Annotated in this window: 15 protein-coding genes; 3 read left to right on the top strand and 12 right to left on the bottom strand. The window is 62.3% G+C overall.

Going from position 1 to position 17255, the window contains the following annotated elements:
• Window positions 1–3: 3 nt before the first annotated feature.
• On the bottom strand, window positions 4–1191 hold the full coding sequence (locus RPMA_RS10475) for an efflux RND transporter periplasmic adaptor subunit (RefSeq protein ID WP_408056545.1): 1188 nt from the start codon (window positions 1189–1191) through the stop codon (window positions 4–6).
• A 7-nt stretch (window positions 1192–1198) separates the two neighbouring features.
• Window positions 1199–1912 carry a TetR/AcrR family transcriptional regulator gene (locus RPMA_RS10470; protein WP_211912749.1) on the bottom strand — a complete coding sequence of 238 codons (714 nt, stop codon included), beginning with the start codon at window positions 1910–1912 and terminating at the stop codon, window positions 1199–1201.
• Between the two features lie 735 nt (window positions 1913–2647).
• On the opposite strand from RPMA_RS10470, the gene RPMA_RS10465 reads away from it, so the two are divergent.
• Entirely contained in the window at window positions 2648–3550 is a 903-nt protein-coding gene (locus RPMA_RS10465; protein WP_249225622.1) for a cobaltochelatase CobT-related protein, read from the top strand.
• Window positions 3551–3817: 267 nt separating this feature from the next.
• Here RPMA_RS10465 and RPMA_RS10460 read toward each other — a convergent pair whose 3' ends face one another.
• The 8 genes from RPMA_RS10460 to RPMA_RS10425 form a co-directional block, all read right to left on the bottom strand.
• Window positions 3818–4681 (bottom strand): sugar phosphate isomerase/epimerase family protein, encoded by an 864-nt coding sequence (locus tag RPMA_RS10460; protein ID WP_211912748.1) that lies wholly within the window; start codon window positions 4679–4681, stop codon window positions 3818–3820.
• A 2-nt stretch (window positions 4682–4683) separates the two neighbouring features.
• Entirely contained in the window at window positions 4684–5880 is a 1197-nt protein-coding gene (locus RPMA_RS10455) for a dihydrodipicolinate synthase family protein (protein WP_211912747.1), read from the bottom strand.
• Window positions 5881–5889: 9 nt separating this feature from the next.
• Window positions 5890–7041, bottom strand: a complete 1152-nt coding sequence (locus tag RPMA_RS10450; RefSeq protein WP_211912746.1) for a Gfo/Idh/MocA family protein — start codon at window positions 7039–7041, stop codon at window positions 5890–5892.
• A gap of 2 nt (window positions 7042–7043) precedes the next feature.
• Window positions 7044–8447: a hypothetical protein gene (locus tag RPMA_RS10445; protein ID WP_211912745.1), complete on the bottom strand. Its 1404-nt coding sequence runs from the start codon at window positions 8445–8447 to the stop codon at window positions 7044–7046.
• 152 nt (window positions 8448–8599) lie between these two features.
• On the bottom strand, window positions 8600–9457 hold the full coding sequence (locus RPMA_RS10440) for an ABC transporter ATP-binding protein (protein ID WP_249225621.1): 858 nt from the start codon (window positions 9455–9457) through the stop codon (window positions 8600–8602).
• A 22-nt stretch (window positions 9458–9479) separates the two neighbouring features.
• Window positions 9480–10484: an ABC transporter substrate-binding protein gene (locus tag RPMA_RS10435; RefSeq protein ID WP_211912744.1), complete on the bottom strand. Its 1005-nt coding sequence runs from the start codon at window positions 10482–10484 to the stop codon at window positions 9480–9482.
• A 71-nt stretch (window positions 10485–10555) separates the two neighbouring features.
• On the bottom strand, window positions 10556–11365 hold the full coding sequence (locus tag RPMA_RS10430; RefSeq protein ID WP_211912743.1) for an ABC transporter permease: 810 nt from the start codon (window positions 11363–11365) through the stop codon (window positions 10556–10558).
• A gap of 246 nt (window positions 11366–11611) precedes the next feature.
• Window positions 11612–12265, bottom strand: coding sequence for a TetR/AcrR family transcriptional regulator (locus RPMA_RS10425; RefSeq protein WP_211912742.1), 654 nt, complete (start codon window positions 12263–12265; stop codon window positions 11612–11614).
• A 259-nt stretch (window positions 12266–12524) separates the two neighbouring features.
• Here RPMA_RS10425 and RPMA_RS10420 point away from each other — a divergent pair, with 259 nt between their 5' ends.
• Window positions 12525–13286, top strand: coding sequence for a sulfite exporter TauE/SafE family protein (locus RPMA_RS10420; RefSeq protein WP_211912741.1), 762 nt, complete (start codon window positions 12525–12527; stop codon window positions 13284–13286).
• Between the two features lie 105 nt (window positions 13287–13391).
• Here RPMA_RS10420 and RPMA_RS10415 read toward each other — a convergent pair whose 3' ends face one another.
• Window positions 13392–14237 (bottom strand): VOC family protein, encoded by an 846-nt coding sequence (locus tag RPMA_RS10415; RefSeq protein WP_211912740.1) that lies wholly within the window; start codon window positions 14235–14237, stop codon window positions 13392–13394.
• A gap of 246 nt (window positions 14238–14483) precedes the next feature.
• On the opposite strand from RPMA_RS10415, the gene RPMA_RS10410 reads away from it, so the two are divergent.
• Window positions 14484–15374, top strand: a complete 891-nt coding sequence (locus tag RPMA_RS10410) for a sugar kinase (protein ID WP_211912739.1) — start codon at window positions 14484–14486, stop codon at window positions 15372–15374.
• Between the two features lie 109 nt (window positions 15375–15483).
• On the opposite strand, the gene RPMA_RS10405 is transcribed toward RPMA_RS10410, so the two are convergent.
• Window positions 15484–17190 (bottom strand): IlvD/Edd family dehydratase, encoded by a 1707-nt coding sequence (locus RPMA_RS10405; RefSeq protein WP_211912738.1) that lies wholly within the window; start codon window positions 17188–17190, stop codon window positions 15484–15486.
• Window positions 17191–17255 lie beyond the last annotated feature (65 nt).

Below are 17255 nucleotides of genomic sequence, written 5' to 3'. Positions count from 1 at the left end.
TCCTTAGTTCAGCGGCGGCTTGGCGGGAATCTTCGGCGGCGGATCAGATGAGATCTGCACCAATGCACCCGACTGCAGCTTCAGCTGGCCGACGGCGACGACGCGATCGCCGGCCTTGACGCCCTGGGTGATCACGGCGCGGCCGTCGATGCGGTCGCCGGTGCGCACGAAGGTGCGGATGGCGTGCAGCTCGGTCTTGCCGTCCTCAAGCTTCTTCTCTTCGATCAGATAGACGCTGTCGCCATAGAGTGTGTAGTCCACGGCGGTTTCCGGCACGGTGACGACGGCAGGTTTATCCGGCAGCACGACGGTCGTTGTCGCGAACATGCCGGGCTTCAGGATGCCTTCCGGATTCTGGATCGTCGCCTGCACGCGGATGTTGCGCGTATCGGCGGAGATCTGCGGCTCGATCGTCGTGAGCTTGCCTTCGAAGCTGCGGCCCGGATAGGCATCGACCTTGATGCGCACGACCTGGCCGACCGCGAGCTTGCCGGAATCCTTTTCGGTCACGGTGAAGTTGGCATAGACGGCGGACAGATCGGTGAGCGACACGATCTGCGTGCCGGCCGTCAGATACTGGCCGACTTCGATGCGGCGCGTACCGAGAACGCCGTCGAAGGCTGCGCGGACCTGCTTCTGCGAAATCACCGCTTCGGTCTTGGAAACGCTGGCGAGCGCCTGATCATATACGGCTTGCGTGGTATCGACGGTCGCCTGCGGACCGACCTGACGCTCGGCCAGCTGCTTGGCGCGATCGAGATTGATGCGCGCCACGGATGCGGCCGCCTTGAAATTGGCGAGGTCGCCCTGCTCCGGTCCGTCGAACAGCTGCACCAGCGGCTGGCCCTTCTTCACGGTCGCGCCGGCCTGGAACATGATCTCGGTGACGCGGCCATTGGTGTCGGACGACACATTGACCTGATGCACGGCGGCGAGATCGCCGACGGCGCCGATCAGGTTCGGCACCACTTCGGACTTCGCCTCCGCAATGCTCACATTGATCGGCGGCTGCTTCATGGTGGCGAAGAACTGCTTGATCATATGCGCGCGGAACGCGTTGAAGCCGACGATGGCGACGACCAGCAGCACCAGCAACCCGCCGATGATGATGAACCACTTCAGCGTCCGCGGACGCTTGCGCGGCTTCTCGCCGACAGGCTGTTGATGCGCTGTGGGTGGATTTTGGGTCATGGTCATCTTATGCGCTTTCTGTCGTGGTCGCGTGCGCCTGCATCAGTTCGGGCGGCAGCGCGCGGTTTATATGCGATGCGATGGCATCGTCGTTCAGTCCGATCCCGCGAAGGATGAATTCGGTGAGTTGCAGATCGAGGCTTTCTGCCTTGCCGTAAGCGAGACTTGGCACGGTCGGCAGCAGCGACAGCGACGTGGTCATCGCCGCGTGATGCGCGAACCAAAAGAGATTCATGGGCGACTGCGAGGATGCGCGCGCGTCGCCGGTCTTCACCGCCTGCCCATAGGCCGCGACGAAAGCCGAGCCGATGATGCCCGCGATCTTCTCATGCATCAGGCGCGCGAATTCGCCGTCGTTGAGATAGCTGATGGTGACAAGGCGCAGACGCTGCGCTTCCTCGTCGTCATCGTCCTGCTGACGAGCGATATCGAGAAAATGCCGCACCATTTCGCGGATCAGGATCACCAGCGTCTCGGTCGAAGGCGGCAGATCCAGCAGCTGGTTCAAGCCCGGATCGGCCTTGCATTCCTCCGCCAGGATCTCGGCATAGAGCGCCGACTTGGTCGGGAAATGCTTGAACAGCAGCCCTTCCGAAATCGATGCAGCCGCGGCCACGCTCTTGGTCGTGGTGCCGGCAAAGCCGTTATGCGCAAAGCAGCGCTTGGCGGCTGACAGGATCAGTTCGCGCCGGAGATCATGGGTCATGCGGAGAGTCGTCATAGCGGCGTGAGTAAGCGCTCACCTCGGTTCCTGTCAATGAATTGGTGCGTCGCATCAAGGGATTTACCGGTGGTGGTAGCGGGGGAGACACAGTGTTCCGACCTCGCAACGCCGGAGCGTCCAAGGCGTCGGGTAGAACTCCCCTCCAGCGATGAGGGGAGGCAGCACGCCGCAAGGCGCGATGTGGTGGGACTGACGCAGCCCGTCCTGCTGGATCGCCAGCAAAACCGCGACCGCGCAACGCCTTACGGCGTGCCACCGCGACGTTCTATTGGCCGAAGGACCGTTCTTCCGGGTACTGGGCAGTCTCCCGCAGGAGACTCGATCCGACAGGTTTCCCCGCCTTCACCCGCACCACGTCCAGCCGCACTAGCGGCAGACCCCCATAGTGGGGTCGGACGGTTACCCCCGACCACCCGAGTGCAGGAGGTACGTCCTCCCCTGCCCGCAGGCGCCGCATTCCGCCCCGCTTAAAGACGCCTCATGAAAGCGCCCCTCACGAACGAAACGGGCGGGAGGATATTCCCGATTGGGGACATTGTCAAGAACAAAAGAAGAACATCTTTATGTGTGTCGTAGGGCGGATGAGCGCAGCGTCATCCGCCATTCTTAGCCACATGCGCTCGGCCGGCGGATTACGCCTTCGGCTCATCCGCCCTACGACACTTGTCAAGAACAAAACACGAACTAAAGTGACGCAACCTTAAGGCGCGACTGAACGATAAGGGGTCAGCGATGGTGGCGTCAGCGGCTCACGGTACCTACCGGATCTACACCCGCGCATTCGACCACATCGTTACAGCGGACGAACTCGACAGCGTGCTCGGCCCGCTCTCAGTGGAGAGCACGGCATCTCTGGAAAAAGCCTGGGACATTTTCCAGACAGGTTTAATCGACTGGAAGATGCGGGTTCATCTCGACGCGCTCGCAGCGTCGGAGCGGATAAGGCACGTCACGACCCACGATGATCGCGCCGACACGGTGATCACCCTTCTCGTCGATCAATCCGGCTCGATGCGCGGGCAATCGATGCTGCTGGCCGCTGCAGCCACCGACATCGCGCAGGAGTTTCTGGCCCATCTCGGCTACCGGATCGAAATACTGGGCTTCACCACGGTGTCCTGGAAAGGCGGACATCCACGAAAATTCTGGCGGTGGTGGTTTCGCCCGAAAGCGCCGGGGCGCCTGTGTGAATTGCTGCATATCATCTACCGATCTGCCGATGACAACCAGGCGGTACGGCTGGGATGGGGCATCCGGCACATGCTGCGCCCGGACCTGCCGAAGGAGAACATCGACGGCGAAGCGCTGATCTGGGCGTCGGAGCGTCTCACAATTCGTCCAGAGAAGCGCAAGATCATCATCGTGATCTCGGACGGTGCCCCCGCTGACGATTCAACCCTTGATGCAAACGAGCCGGATATTCTGGATGCGCATCTGCGCGAGGTGATCGCGGGCATCGAGGCCAAGGGGAACATCGAACTATTCGCCCTCGGCATCGGATTCGACGTGAAACGCTATTACACCGCCTGCACGACGATCCAGACGGCGCAGGATTTGGGAACGAGCCTGATCGGATTGCTGGAGGGCGCGCTGACGGGGCGACGGTCCCCTGAGCTGTCTGACGAGAATGCGTAGGAAGGGCTGAGACACACGTTGCAGCGGCGAGGCGAACTCTTCTTCTCCCTCCCCCAAGCCGCGCAGCGGCGCCGTGGGGTCCGACGGACGAATTCGTCCGTCGTAGGTGGCGAGAAGCGAGCATTCAGCGAGCTTCGAGACGGGTGGGGTGTTTCCCCACGTGACGTCCTTCCGTGGGGAGACACCCCACCCGGCGCTACGCGCCACTCTCCCCACTGCGCCGCTACGCGGCTGGAGGGAGGGAGACCACGCGCCGCGGCGTTAAAGCTACACCACCGTCTTATGCCGCTCGATGCAGGTCTGCAGCACTTCATCCATCGGCTTGCTCCACCAGTGCTCCGAAAATATCTCGATCTCGGAGTAACCAGCAAAGCCCTGCGCCTCGACGGCCGCGCGGGCCGCTTTGATGTCGATGACACCGTCACCCATCATGCCGCGGTCGTTGAGGATATCCTTCGTCGGCACCAGCCAGTCGCACACGTGAAATGCGTGCAGACGGTCCTGCCCTGCCCGTTCGATCTGGCCGAGCATCTGCGGGTCCCACCAGATGTGATAGACATCGAGCGCGACGCCGAGCATGCCGGTGCGGTTGGGATCGAGACGATCGCAGATGTCGAGTGCCTGTTCGGTGGTGTTCACGCAGGCGCGGTCGGCGGCGTAAGCGGGATGCAGCGGCTCGATGGAAAGCGGCATCTTCGCCTGCTTCGCGTAATCCAGCATCGCGGCGATGCCGTCATCGACCTGGTTGCGGGCGTCGATGATGTCCTTCGACGTCACGCTGCCCGGCCGCGAATATTGCGGCAGGCCGCCGACGACCAGCACGATGCAGGGCGAGCCCAGCGCCACAGCTTCATCGACGCAGCGCTTGTTGTCGTCACGCTCGGCCTGGCGATGCGCGGCGTCGGCCACGAACATGCCGCCACGGCAATAGCCGGACAGTTCGAGATCGTGGTCCTTCACCGCCTTCACCGCGCGATCCAAACCAACATGCGCGACCTGATCGCGCCAGGGCGAGACGCCGCGGATCTTGTGACGGGCACAGGCCTCGGCGATGGCGACGAAATCGCCCTGCTTGCGGATTGTCGCCGTATTCAGCGACAGCCAGCGATGGTCCTTGGAAAAGTCACGCATGATCAGGCGTCGATTCCGCGCGTGGCCATGACCGACTTCATCCGCGCAACCGCAAGCTCCGGATTGGCGAGCAGGCCGGCTTTGTCGGCGAGACGGAACAGTTCGGCGAGATGCTGGGTCGAGCGCGTGCTCTCCTGCCCGCCGATCATGGTGAAGTGATCCTGATGGCCGTTGAGATAAGCCATGAAGACGATGCCGGTCTTGTAGAAGCGCGTGGGCGCCTTGAAGATGTGACGCGACAGCGGCACCGTGGGGCCGAGCACATCATGGAAGCCGGCTTCATCGCCTGCTGCGAGACGTGACAGCGCGTAGGAAGCAGCCGGCGCAATGGCATCGAAAATGCCGAGCAGCGCGTGGGAATAGCCCTTGTCGTCGCCGGCGATCAGTTCGGCATAGTTGAAGTCGTCGCCGGTATACATCTTCACGTCGGGCACCAGACGACGGCGCATGTCGATCTCGCGCTGCGCATCGAGCAGCGAGATTTTCACGCCATCGACCTTGGCGGCATTGCGATTGATGACATCGGTGGCGGTGTCCATCGCCTTGCCGAGATCGGCCGTGCCCCAGTAACCGGTCAGCGCGGGATCGAACATGTCGCCGAGCCAGTGGATGATCACCGGGTTCTGCGACTGTGACAGGATGCGATCATAGACCTTGGCATAATCGTCGGCATTCTTGCCGAGCTTGGCCAGCGCACGCGACGCCATCAGGATGATGCGGCCACCGACTTTCTCGATGGCTTCGAACTGCTGTTCGTAGGCCTTGATCACGTCGTCGATGGATTTTGCATCTTCCACCGCGAGGTGATCGGTGCCGGCGCCGGAGAAGACGAGGCCGTTACGCGGCTTCGCGGCATTCACCGAGCGCGTGATGAGTTCGAGTGAAGTCGGCCAGTCCAGACCCATTCCGCGCTGGGCGGTGTCCATGGCTTCGGCAACGCCGAGGCCGAGATCCCACACATGTTCACGGAATGCGATGGTCTTGTCCCAATCGATGGCCTGATTGAGCCACGGATCGCATTCAGCGAGCGGATCGGCCACCACATGCGCCGCCGAGAAGGCGACGCGGTTGAGCGTGCCGGTGAGCTTGGCCGGGAACGAACGCGAGGCTGCGAGACGATAAGTCTCGATGCTGCGATCGGCGGTCGGCAGCTTCAACGACAGCGAGGAGCCGGTGGTGGACTGGACTGGCTTGTTCATGACGAGACCTCAGACCTTGAGTGCGGGAACATCGACCCAGCGACGCTCCTTCCAGCTCTGCAGCGCGCATTCGACCGTCTGCACGCCCTTGGCTCCTTCGAGCAGCGTGTACTTGTAGGGCGCGTCCTCGCAGACATGGCGGATGAACATTTCCCACTGCACCTTGAAGCCGTTGTCATCGACGGTGTTGTCAGGAACCTTCTGCCAGTCACCGTAGAAATCGTGGGTGCGCTTCTCGTCGGGATTCCAGACCGGACGCGGCGTCGCCTGGCGGGCCTGGATCATGCACTCGGTGAGACCGGCCACAGCCGAGCCATGGGTGCCGTCGACCTGGAAGGTCACGAGGTCATCGCGATAGACGCGCGTGGCCCAGGACATGTTCATGTGGGCGATGACGCCGCCCTTGAGCTGGAAGGTGGCGTAAGCGGAGTCATCGGCGGTCGCCTTGTACTTCTTGCCCTGCTCGTCCCAACGCTCCGGAATGTCGGTGGTACCGAGGCAGGTCAGCGCCTCCACTTCGCCGAACAGATTATCGAGCACATAGCGCCAGTGGCAGACCATATCGAGGATCATGCCGCCGCCGTCTTCGGCGCGGTAATTCCAGGACGGGCGCTGGGCTTCCTGCCAGTCGCCTTCGAACACCCAGTAGCCGAACTCGCCGCGCACCGAGAGCATGCGGCCGAAGAAACCGGAGTCGCGCAGCATGGCCAGCTTCTTCAGGCCCGGCAGGAACAGCTTGTCCTGCACCGTGCCGTGCTTGAGGCCCTTGGCATTGGCGACCTTGATGACGTCGAGGGCTTCCGCGAGATTGGTCGCAATCGGCTTCTCGCAATAGATGTGCTTGCCGGCGGCAATCGCCTTCTGCAGCAGGCCCGGGCGCGCCTGGGTCGTCGCGGCATCGAAGAAGATGGTATCGTTCGGATCCTGCAGTGCCTTGTCGAGATCGGTGGTCCAGCGCTCGATGCCGAAGCGCTTGGCGAGGCCTTCGATCTTCTCGGCATTGCGGCCGACCAGGATCGGATCCGGCATCATGCGGTCGCCGTTCTTGAGCGTGACACCGCCCTGCGCGCGGATCGCAACGATCGAACGGATCAGATGCTGGTTGAGACCCATACGGCCGGTGATGCCGTTCATGATAATGCCGAGGCGGTGGACAGCCATAGTCAGGACTCCTGGAGGACTTTTGGTTCAGGGACTGCGAGCGGCGTGAGTGCCGTCCAGTCCGGATGTGCGCCGGATGCAAATCCGGGAGTGGTGAGCGATTCCGTGAGGAGATCGCCGTCATTGATCTGCAGGCGGATGAAATCCTCATCGCGGCTGTAGAGATCGGGATGGGCCTGCAGGAAGGCCTCCGCCTCGCCAGCGGGCGCGAAGCCAAAACCATCGACGTAATGATGGCCGTTGCGCTCGGCATGGGTGACGCCGATCAGCGCGCCGAGCGCGAGATCCTGCTGCACGCCGAGGCCGGCCTGGCAGGTGAGATCCTCGCCGGTGATGAAATGCGGCGCGCCCTGCGCGCTCCACGCGGCAGCGCGGGTCGCATTGACGATGGATTTGTAAAAGCCCTTGCAGGACTTTGACGAGATGCCGCGATAGCCGAGTTGCTTGGCGGCCGGGAATGCATCCCAGCTGTCATCGGCTTCGTCGATGATGAAGGAGCGCGAGGAGAGCATGCCGAGCGGCTGTTCGCGCGTGATATCGCGTGGCATCGGCTGCTCGATATAGAGCAGTTTTGACGCGATCGGCGCGAGGGCTGTGTCCTTATCGAGGCGATCGACGAGCGTGCAGAGCGCTTCGAGATCGGCATATTGCTCGTTCGCATCGAGCGTGACCTGATAGTCGTAAGGCAGCGTGGCGAGCGCATTGCCGATCCGCGTCAGGCGCTTTGCATCGGCATCGGGATCGCCATTCATCTTCAGCTTGAAATAGCGCGCGCCCGAATTCTCCGAGGGATCGGCGACACCGCCCTCGCCTTCGATCACGTCATCGAGACCGACGGTGTGGCGCAGCGCGACGCGCGGCAGGCGCTCACGGCTGGCGAGGAAGGTCGCGATATCATCGGCTCCGAGATCGGGCGCAAGACGCGGCGTGAGGCCGGCGACGTTAGCCTTCATGCCGGAGAAGAAATCGGTGCCGAGACCGCGCAGCAAGGCGTCAAGCACGGCCTTGTCGATCTCGGCGGGACCGAAACATGCCGCGAGCGGCGGGATGTCTCGTGCGGCGCACATCTGCATCTGCGCACCGATGCAGGCGGCATGCAGACCAAAAGCGGTGATGAAGCCGGACTGCGCGCGATAGAGGTCCTTCGCGATCGCCAGCGACTGCCGCAGCTCGTTCACGGTGTCATCGATGGCGAGATGCGGCCGCTTGTCGAACCACTTTGGCACCATCAACTCGGCGGAAGCGCCGACGAACACGCCCCTGCCCTCGACTTCGAGCTCGACGCGCACAAACGCCTGTGGTGCTGCATGCACCGTCACGCTGCCAAAGCGGAACGGCCGCACAAACGCCGTCGGGCGCTCGAACAGCGTAATGTCTCGCAAGGCGATGCGTGGGGCTGATGTCATTGGGAGCTACGACCTCTCAGCCGTCATTGCGAGGAGCGAAGCGACGCGGCAATCCAGGCTTTGGCAAAGAACTGGATTGCTTCGCCCAGCGAATTGGATTCTCCAATTCGCCAGGGCTCGCAATGACGGGGATGGGTTTATGCGCATCGCCGTCAGTCCAGCGTGCTGTTGGTCATAAAATGCTTGCGGATGCGGGCCACCAGATCGGTGAAGATCGGGTTCGACATCACATCGAGATTGCGTTCGCGGCCGAGCGGCACGTCGTAGATCGCCGCGATGCCGCCGGGGCGTTCGGTCATCACCAGCACCTTGTCGGCGAGGAACACCGCTTCGGGAATCGAATGGGTGATCAGCAAGATCGTCTTGCCGGTGGTGCGCTGGATGCGCGACAGCTCGACATTCATCTTCTCGCGCGTCATGGCATCGAGCGCGCCGAACGGCTCGTCCATCATCATGATCTTGGGATCGTGCACCAGTGCGCGGCAGATCGAGGCGCGCTGCTGCATGCCGCCGGACAACTGCCACGGCAGCTTCTTCTCGAAGCCTTCGAGGCCGACCATCTTCAGCAGCTCTTTGGCGCGCGGCGTATATTTCTCGCGCTTCTCGCCCTTCATATCGATGGGCATCAGCACGTTGTTCAGGATGTTCCGCCACGGCAGCAGCAGCGCGTTCTGGAACACGATGCCGACATCGCCATGAGGCTCGGTGACCTTGTTGCCATCGACGCGGATTTCGCCGGTGGTCGGCGGCAACAGGCCCGAGATCATCTTCAGCAGCGTGGACTTGCCGCAGCCGGAGGGACCGACCACGACGAAGAACTCGCCGTCATTGATGTGGAAGTCCAGGGGACGCAGCGACTGCACCTTGCCGTCACCGGTCCCGTAGGTCTTGGAGACGCCGGAGAGATTGATCCCCGACGTCGTGCTTTGCGGCTGCTCCGACACGACACGAAGATGCGCGCTGGGTTGATCGACGCTCATGAGGTTCGTGGCTTTCATCGTTGCAGTCATCGGTCGTCCTATTCGCGTTCGCTTACTTCGGCAGATAGTCGTTGGTGTAGAAGGCCTTCGGATTGTCCTTGGCCTTCGCTTCCAGACCGCCATATTCGACCATCAGCTCCACCGACTCCTTCATGTTCTGGTCGGTGACCGAGAACACCGGCTTGTCCTTGGTTTCCGGCGTCTTGTAGAACTGGGTGGTGAGCTCGAAACCCTGGGTGAGCGTGTCGATCTTGCCGCCCTTGGGGTTGGCATCGAGGATCGACTGCGCGGCGAGCTTCGGATCCTTCTGGGCTTCCTCGACCGACTTGATGGTCGCCTTCATGAAGCGCTTGACGAGATCCGGATTGGCCTTGGCCCAATCGGTATTGGCGATGATGCCCGACGAGACGAGATGGATGCCGTAATCCGCGAACTTGATCGCGTTGACGTCCTTACCGGTGGCATCCTTGATCTTCATGGACTGATCCATGACGTAGCCGAGCAGCACATCGGCCTGGCCGTTGATGACGGCGTTCAGCTTGGTCTGCGCATCGCCGGCGACGGTCTTGAGATCGCTTTCCTTGAGGCCGGCCTTCTTGAGGAACAGCGGCCAGATCTGGCTCAGCGCATCCGCCGGCGTGACGGCAACGGTCTTGCCCTTGAGGTCTTCGGGCTTCTTGATGTTCTTCTCGACAAAGCCCATGGCCGACATGGCCGTGGTCTGCAGCAGCACGCCGGTGGCGACCACCGGGGCGCCCTTCACGGCGGCGCGCATCATGGTCGGGACGTCGGCATAGCCGAAGTTCACGGTCTTGGCAGCGACGGCCTGCACGGTGTTGGCCGAACCACGGCCTTCCTGAATGTCGAGATCGATGCCTTCAGCGGCATAGATGCCCTTGGCCTTGCCGTAATAGAACGGCGCGTGCTCGCCATAGACATACCAGTTGAGCATCAGCGTCACCTTGTCGGCGGCAGCGGCCGGCGTGGTGAAGGCGATGGCTGCGGTGATCGCAGCGGTGGAAACAGCGGTGGAAACAGCGGTAACCCATTTCAGCATAGTCAGCCTCCCTTTGAAGCAGGTGAAGGCGGCCCGTTCAGTCGGGCCGCGTTTTGCAGTTTGGCGCCCGGTCAGGACGCGACGAAGACATCAGCGCGCTGGCTGACGTGCCACGGAATCGCAATCCGCTCGATGCGATCGACCAGCCAGAACAGGATCACGCCGAGCAGTGCGAGAATGACGAGCGCTGCGAACATGGTCGGCAGATCGAAGGTGCCGATGGAGCGCTGCAGCACATAGCCGATGCCGGAATTGGAGCCGACGAACTCGCCGACCACAGCGCCCACGACGGCGAGCGTGACCGAGACCTTGAGGCCCGAGAAGATCGCCGGCATCGCATGCGGCAGGTTCACGGCGCAGAACACGCGGAAACGGCTGCCCTTCATGGCGCGGGCGAGATCGACCATGTCGGGATCGACGGACTTGAAGCCCTGCACGGCGGAGACCACCACCGGGAAGAAGCCGAGCAGGAAGGCCGAGATGATTTTCGGAATGATGCCGAAGCCGAACCAGACAACGAATAGCGGCGCGATGGCGACCTTCGGGATCGACTGCGAGAACACCAGCAGCGGATAGACATAGCTCTCCACCGTGCGCGAGCCGGCGATCAGCATCGCGATCGGAATGCCGAACACGGCAGAAGCGAGGAAGCCGAGCAGCGTCGCGTAAGTCGTCGGCCACGACTGCGACAGCAGTTCGGGCCAATCGGTGTAGAGCACCTTCACCACGTCGATCGGCGCCGGGATCTGATAGGCCGGAATGCCGAAGATGCGGATCGAGAGATCCCATGCGGCGATGATGAACAGCAGAAAGATGAACGGGCGCAGCCACGATGAATTCAGCAGTCTGGTCACTGCTCCTGGCGCCTTTTTCTCACTCACGCGTTTCGTCTCCCAAATGCCGGCTTCGCGGTCGCAATTAACTCGTTGGATAAATACTAGCCACACGAGTTGCGTTGTCAATTGGGCGATTAATTACAAATTTTTATGAAGTGAATTCAGAAGCTTACGTCGGGAAAGCGGACCTCGTAGCCCGCATGGAGCACAGCGTCATCCGGGGACCGGCGATCTGACTGAAACGCTGAATCCCGGATTGCGCTACGCTCCATCCGGGCTACGGCCGAGGCGCTATTGGGCCACGCGCGCGGCTATCGTCTGCGGAGTTGGCACCGCAATCTCCGCAGCCGAACGCCCCGTCAGCGCACCCAAAATGAGGGACACCATATGCGCCAGACGCTCGTCCTTGGCGTCCTTGGCGAGCAGATCGCGGCCGAAGATCACGCTCAGCGTGGCATTGTTGCCGATATAGAAGAAGCTGAGACCGGCGATGGAGATGTAAAGCTGCACCGGATCCATCGCGACCTTGAAATCGCCAGACGCAACGCCGCGCAGCACCACTTCGCGGATCATTTCCACGAAGGGCGAATGCATCGACTTCACCTTGTCGGAGCGCTTGATGTGCTTCGCCCGCTCCAGATTCTCGGTGTTCAGCAGCGCGAGGAATTCCGGATTACGGATGAAGTAATTCCAGGTGAAGGTGATCAGGCTCTCGATGGCTTCCGGCGGATCGAGATGTTCGAGGTCGAGCGTGCGCTCTTCGGCGCGGATCTTGGCATAGGTGCCTTCCAGCACCGCCAGATAGAGATCATCCTTCTTTCCGACATGGTAATACAGCATGCGCTTGTTGGCGCCCGCGGCTGCTGCAATGCGGTCGACGCGTGCGCCGGCGAGACCCCGTGACGCGAATTCCTTGGTCGCCGCTTCGAGGATGCGCAGGCGCATGCCCTCGGGATCGCGCTGCCACCTCGTTACCCTGCCCGCCTTGGTCGATCGTTTCCTGATCGTTGGCTTGATTGTTTGTTTCTTGGCCAAACGTTGTCCCTGTCGCTGACCGGGATGATGGATCACACCGGCAACCTCATCGCCTGTAGCATGCGGTTGCAGCATTGAGAACAGCATACGGTCTGGCGAGTATGCACAAACATCCGTCGCCTTTTAGCGATCGCATCGCTATCACAGCGCGACCCAACTGGATCCTGCCGTGCCCACCATCATCACCGACCCATTCTTCTATGTCGTCGCCATTCCGGCCGTGCTGTTCCTCGGCCTGTCCAAGGGCGGCTTCGCCGGTGTCGGTATTGCGGCGACACCGCTGCTGGCGCTGTATCTGCCGCCGCTGGAAGCCGCAGCCCTGCTGCTGCCAGTGCTGATCACGCAAGACCTGATCTCGCTCTATGTCTATCGCCGCGAATGGGATGCATCGAACCTCAAGATCATGCTGCCCGGCGCCATCATCGGTATGGCGATCGCATGGTTGTTCGCCGCGATCATTTCAGACGATGCGGTGCGCATCATTGTCGGCCTGATCGGCCTGGTCTTCGTTGTCGATGTCTGGCGCAAGCGCGCACAAATCGAGCCGCGCCGTATGGGGCCAGCCGCCGGCGTATTCTGGGGCGCGGTCTCGGGCTTCACGTCATTCATGACGCAGGCAGGCGCGCCGCCGTTTCAGGTCTATGTGCTGCCGCAGCGATTGCCGAAAATGGTGCTGGTCGGCACCATGACCATCTTCTTCGCCATCGTGAATGCGCTGAAGATCGTGCCGTATCTCGCGCTCGGCCAATTCAACACCGCGAATTTCGCGACATCGCTGCTGCTGCTGCCAGCGGCCGTGGCGACGAATTTCGCCGGCATCTGGCTGGTGAAACGCACACCGACAAACCTGTTCTACAACATCGCCTATGCCATGCTGCTGGTGATCTCGATCGTGCTGCTATGGCAGGGTGTGGGGCATTTCGTGCGGTGATGCGCGGTTCATCCGTAGGGCGGATGAGCAAAGCGTAATCCGCCGCGCAGTTTCAGCTATAAGGTCGGCCGGCGGATTACGGCTTCGCCTCATCCGCCCTACGATTTACCCTTCCCTCTCCGTCCGCTCGATCAGCAGTGTCGGAATGCCCAGCGTGCCGTCTTTCAGGCTGGCGACGCGGGTGCCGGGCTTGCGGCCGTTGCGGACCTCGGAGACGGTGACATGGGCGGCCAGCAGACGCTCGCGCACGGCATCGATATCGGCGACGCGCCATGTCATGCCCCACAGCTGATCGCGATTGACGTCGCCCTGGTCATGCGGGCGCTTCACCACCTCGACGATGAGGTCGCCGCAGCGGAAAAACATCAGGTGGCCCCAATCAGGATTAGAGCGATCCAGCGCGAGATCGAGGCCGAGCCGCGCGCCATAAAGCGCAGCGGCACGCTCGGGATCCTGCGTCGAGACGACGATGTGATCGAGGCCGACGATCGGCGTCTCGGCGGTGCTGGTCGAGACCTCGCGCTCGCCGTTCAATTCGAGAAAGAACTGACGCACGCCGCGGGTGTGATCGGTGGCCGCACGTGTGCGCTTCCAGGACAACACGGCGCCGGTGTTGCGATCCCGGCTTTCAACCTCGGTGACAGGGTCCGGCTTCAGCGCCACGCGATCGAGGCGGCGATGCATCTTTGCGATGTCGGAGGTGGCAAAGCAGATGCTGGCCAGTGTCGCGCCGCTTTCCGGCAGCACAGCCCGGATCCGCGTGGCGGCGGTGCCGTCGCCATGGGGCGCCATTAGTTCGACGGACATATTGGCGAGCGTGAAGATCGCGAGCTCCGCGCCTTCGCTGGTGCTGCGCCAGGACGGCTTTCGCGCGAACAGCGTCTGATAGGTGGCGATGCCTGCCTCCAGATCGTCCAGCAGAATGACGACATGATCGAGCCCGGTGATCATCGCTTGCTCCTTCCCGTTTCTTATCCGGCCACTATGGCAGCTTTTCCGGCGGAGCGGTCAAGACGACGCAGTTTCAACGCCCGATTTGCCCCAGTGTGGCCATGACGGGGGCACAGACAGGAGTCGCGGGACGATCTTGCGGCACCGCACAATTTCGATGGCGGGCGGCGGCGGCGCTGCTAAGCTGCGTGAGGTGGCCGATGCCGGCGGCCGCACCGCCATCACCCTGACGCGACGGACGGATTCATGAAAGCGCTCTTTATCGGACAGACCTATATCGACGTCACCTTCATCACCGACCACATGCCCACCGGCGACGAGAAGCATGTCGCCTCCGATTATGCGGTCTCGTTCGGCGGCAATGCCGTCACCGCCGCCTTTGCCTGCGCCAAGCTCGGGATCGTGCCCGACCTGATCGCCACCGTGGCCAATGACTGGCTCGGGCGCATGTTCATGGACATGAGTGCGAAGTACAATATCGAGATTCATCCACGCAAAGTGGCGTCATCCTCGCTGTCCTTCATCATGCCGAAGGACGGCAAGCGCGCCATCGTCCGCTGTCGCGACGACGAGCACATCCATCCGTTTCCGCTGCTCAATCTGGGCGCCTGCCGCGCGCTGCATGTGGACGGGCATCAGCCGGATGCGGCGATCCATTATGCGAAACTCTGCCGCGAGGCCGGCATCCTGACCTCGCTGGACGGCGGCGGTCTCCGCACCAATACGCATGAGCTCCTGGAATATATCGACGTCGCCATCGTCGCCGAGCGCCTGTGCGAGCAGATGGACCTGACGCCGGAGAAGATGCTGGACTATCTCAAGAGCCGCGGCTGCCGCGTCGGCGGCGTCACGCTCGGCGAGCGCGGCCTGCTCTGGTATGACGAGGCCGGCGCGGTGCATACGCAGCCGGCCTACAAGATCCCGCGTGACAAGGTGATCGACACCAATGGTGCCGGCGACGTGTTTCACGGGGCCTATGTGTATTCGTATCTCGCGAATCCGAGTGCGAGCTGGTCGGAGCATTTCCAGTTCGCGCGCGCGGCTTCGACGCACAAAATCCAGAAGCTCGGCAATGAGGCTGGGCTACCGACGCTGGCGGATATTGCGGATGTGAAGGAAGAATTTGAGAGGGTGTAGTTGCCAAACTCTCGCTTGTCATCGCCCGGCTTGACCGGGCGATCCAGTATATTCAAGAGCTAACGTGTTTACTGGGTCACCCGGTCAAGCCGGGTGACGACAGAAAGAGTTACCCCTTCCCCTCGCCCGTCATGAAGTCGAAATCGCAGCCTTCATCGGCCTGCAAGATCGTCGTGTGGAACAGATGCGCGTAGCCGCGCTTGGCCCAGTCCGGCGTCTCCGGCTTCGGCAATGCGGCCTGGCGCTTTGCGAGTTCTGCGTCATCCACCAACAGGTCGATACGGCGGCCGGCCACATCCAGCCGGATCATGTCGCCATTCCGCACCAGCGCCAGCGGGCCGCCCACCGCGCTTTCCGGCGTGATGTGCAGCACAATGGTGCCGAAGGCGGTGCCGCTCATGCGCGCGTCGGAAATGCGCACCATGTCCTTCACGCCACCACGCGCGAGCTTCTTCGGGATCGGCAGATAGCCTGCCTCAGGCATGCCCGGCGCGCCCTTGGGGCCGGCATTGCGCAACACCAGCACGTCATCCGCATTCACATCGAGATCGGGATCATCAACGCGGTTGGTCATGTCCTCGACGGACTCGAACACCACGGCGCGGCCGGTGTGCTGCAACAGCTTTGGCGAGGCGGCCGCGTGCTTGATCACGGCGCTGCGCGGCGCGAGATTTCCGTGCAGGATCGCGAGGCCGCCTTCGCGCTTGATCGGATTGTCCTTGGAGCGGATCACGTCCTGCCCCGGCACGTCTTCGGCGCTGGCGACGATCTCGCGCAGCGTCTGCCCCGTGACCGACTTCGCATCGAGATCGATGAGGTCGCCGAGCTGCTCCATCAGCTTCGGCACGCCGCCGGCATGATGGAAATGCTCCATGTAATGATCGCCGGACGGCTTGAGATCGACCAGCACCGGCACGTCGCGGCCGAGATCGTCGAAGGCGCCGAGATCGATGCGGTTCGGCGTGCGGTTGGCCATCGCGGTGAGATGGATCAGACCATTGGTGGAGCCGCCGATCGCCTGCAGCACCACCTGCGCATTACGGAACGAGCCCGGCGTCAGGAACTCACTCGGCTTCGGCCCCTTGTTCTTCGCCAACTCGGCCGCGACCTTGCCGCTGGCTTCAGCCGAACGGAAGCGCTCGGCATGCGGTGCGGGGATGGTCGCACTCATCGGCAGCGACAGGCCCATGGCTTCGGTGATGCAGGCCATGGTGGAGGCCGTACCCATCACCATGCAGGTGCCGACGGACGGCGCGAGGCGCGCATTGACGGCATCGATTTCCTGCTGGTCGATCTCGCCGGCGCGGAACTTGCCCCACATGCGCCGGCAATCGGTGCAGGCGCCCAGCACCTCGCCCTTGTGATGGCCGACCACCATGGGTCCGACCGGGATCACGACAGTGGGCAGATCGACCGACAACGCCGCCATGATCTGCGCCGGCAGGGTCTTGTCGCAGCCGCCGATCACCACCACCGCATCCATCGGCTGGGCGCGGATCATCTCCTCGGTATCCATGGCCATCAGATTGCGCAGATACATGGAGGTCGGATGCGCAAAGCTCTCGCCGATGGAGATGGTCGGGAATACCATCGGCAGCGCGCCGGCCAGCATGACGCCGCGCTTCACCGCCTCGATGATCTGCGGGGCGTTGCCGTGGCAGGGATTGTAATCGCTATGAGTGTTGGTGATGCCGACAATGGGGCGGTCGAGCGCATCGTCGGAATAGCCCATGGCCTTGATGAAGGCTTTTCGCAGGAACAGCGAAAAGCCGGCATCGCCATAACTCGTGAGCCCCTTGCGCAATCCGTCGGCCATGTGCGTTCCCGCTGCTTGTTTTGAATGGTTCTTATGGAGCCGTGGGAGCGGATGTCAATGTTGCA

It is taken from the genome of Tardiphaga alba (assembly GCF_018279705.1).
Lineage (GTDB): Bacteria > Pseudomonadota > Alphaproteobacteria > Rhizobiales > Xanthobacteraceae > Tardiphaga > Tardiphaga alba.
This window is presented reverse-complemented; position numbering and strand designations above follow the sequence as displayed.

Coding starts and splice junctions, on each gene's coding strand:
- RPMA_RS10475 (WP_408056545.1), bottom strand. CDS start 1,191: ATGACCCAAAATCCACCCACAGCGCATCAACAGCCTGTCGGCGAGAAG.
- RPMA_RS10465 (WP_249225622.1), top strand. CDS start 2,648: ATGGTGGCGTCAGCGGCTCACGGTACCTACCGGATCTACACCCGCGCA.
- RPMA_RS10425 (WP_211912742.1), bottom strand. CDS start 12,265: ATGCGCCTGCGCATCCTCGAAGCGGCGACCAAGGAATTCGCGTCACGG.
- RPMA_RS10415 (WP_211912740.1), bottom strand. CDS start 14,237: ATGATCACCGGGCTCGATCATGTCGTCATTCTGCTGGACGATCTGGAG.
- RPMA_RS10440 (WP_249225621.1), bottom strand. CDS start 9,457: ATGACTGCAACGATGAAAGCCACGAACCTCATGAGCGTCGATCAACCC.
- RPMA_RS10405 (WP_211912738.1), bottom strand. CDS start 17,190: ATGGCCGACGGATTGCGCAAGGGGCTCACGAGTTATGGCGATGCCGGC.
- RPMA_RS10445 (WP_211912745.1), bottom strand. CDS start 8,447: ATGACATCAGCCCCACGCATCGCCTTGCGAGACATTACGCTGTTCGAG.
- RPMA_RS10460 (WP_211912748.1), bottom strand. CDS start 4,681: ATGCGTGACTTTTCCAAGGACCATCGCTGGCTGTCGCTGAATACGGCG.
- RPMA_RS10450 (WP_211912746.1), bottom strand. CDS start 7,041: ATGGCTGTCCACCGCCTCGGCATTATCATGAACGGCATCACCGGCCGT.
- RPMA_RS10455 (WP_211912747.1), bottom strand. CDS start 5,880: ATGAACAAGCCAGTCCAGTCCACCACCGGCTCCTCGCTGTCGTTGAAG.
- RPMA_RS10410 (WP_211912739.1), top strand. CDS start 14,484: ATGAAAGCGCTCTTTATCGGACAGACCTATATCGACGTCACCTTCATC.
- RPMA_RS10470 (WP_211912749.1), bottom strand. CDS start 1,912: ATGACGACTCTCCGCATGACCCATGATCTCCGGCGCGAACTGATCCTG.
- RPMA_RS10435 (WP_211912744.1), bottom strand. CDS start 10,484: ATGCTGAAATGGGTTACCGCTGTTTCCACCGCTGTTTCCACCGCTGCG.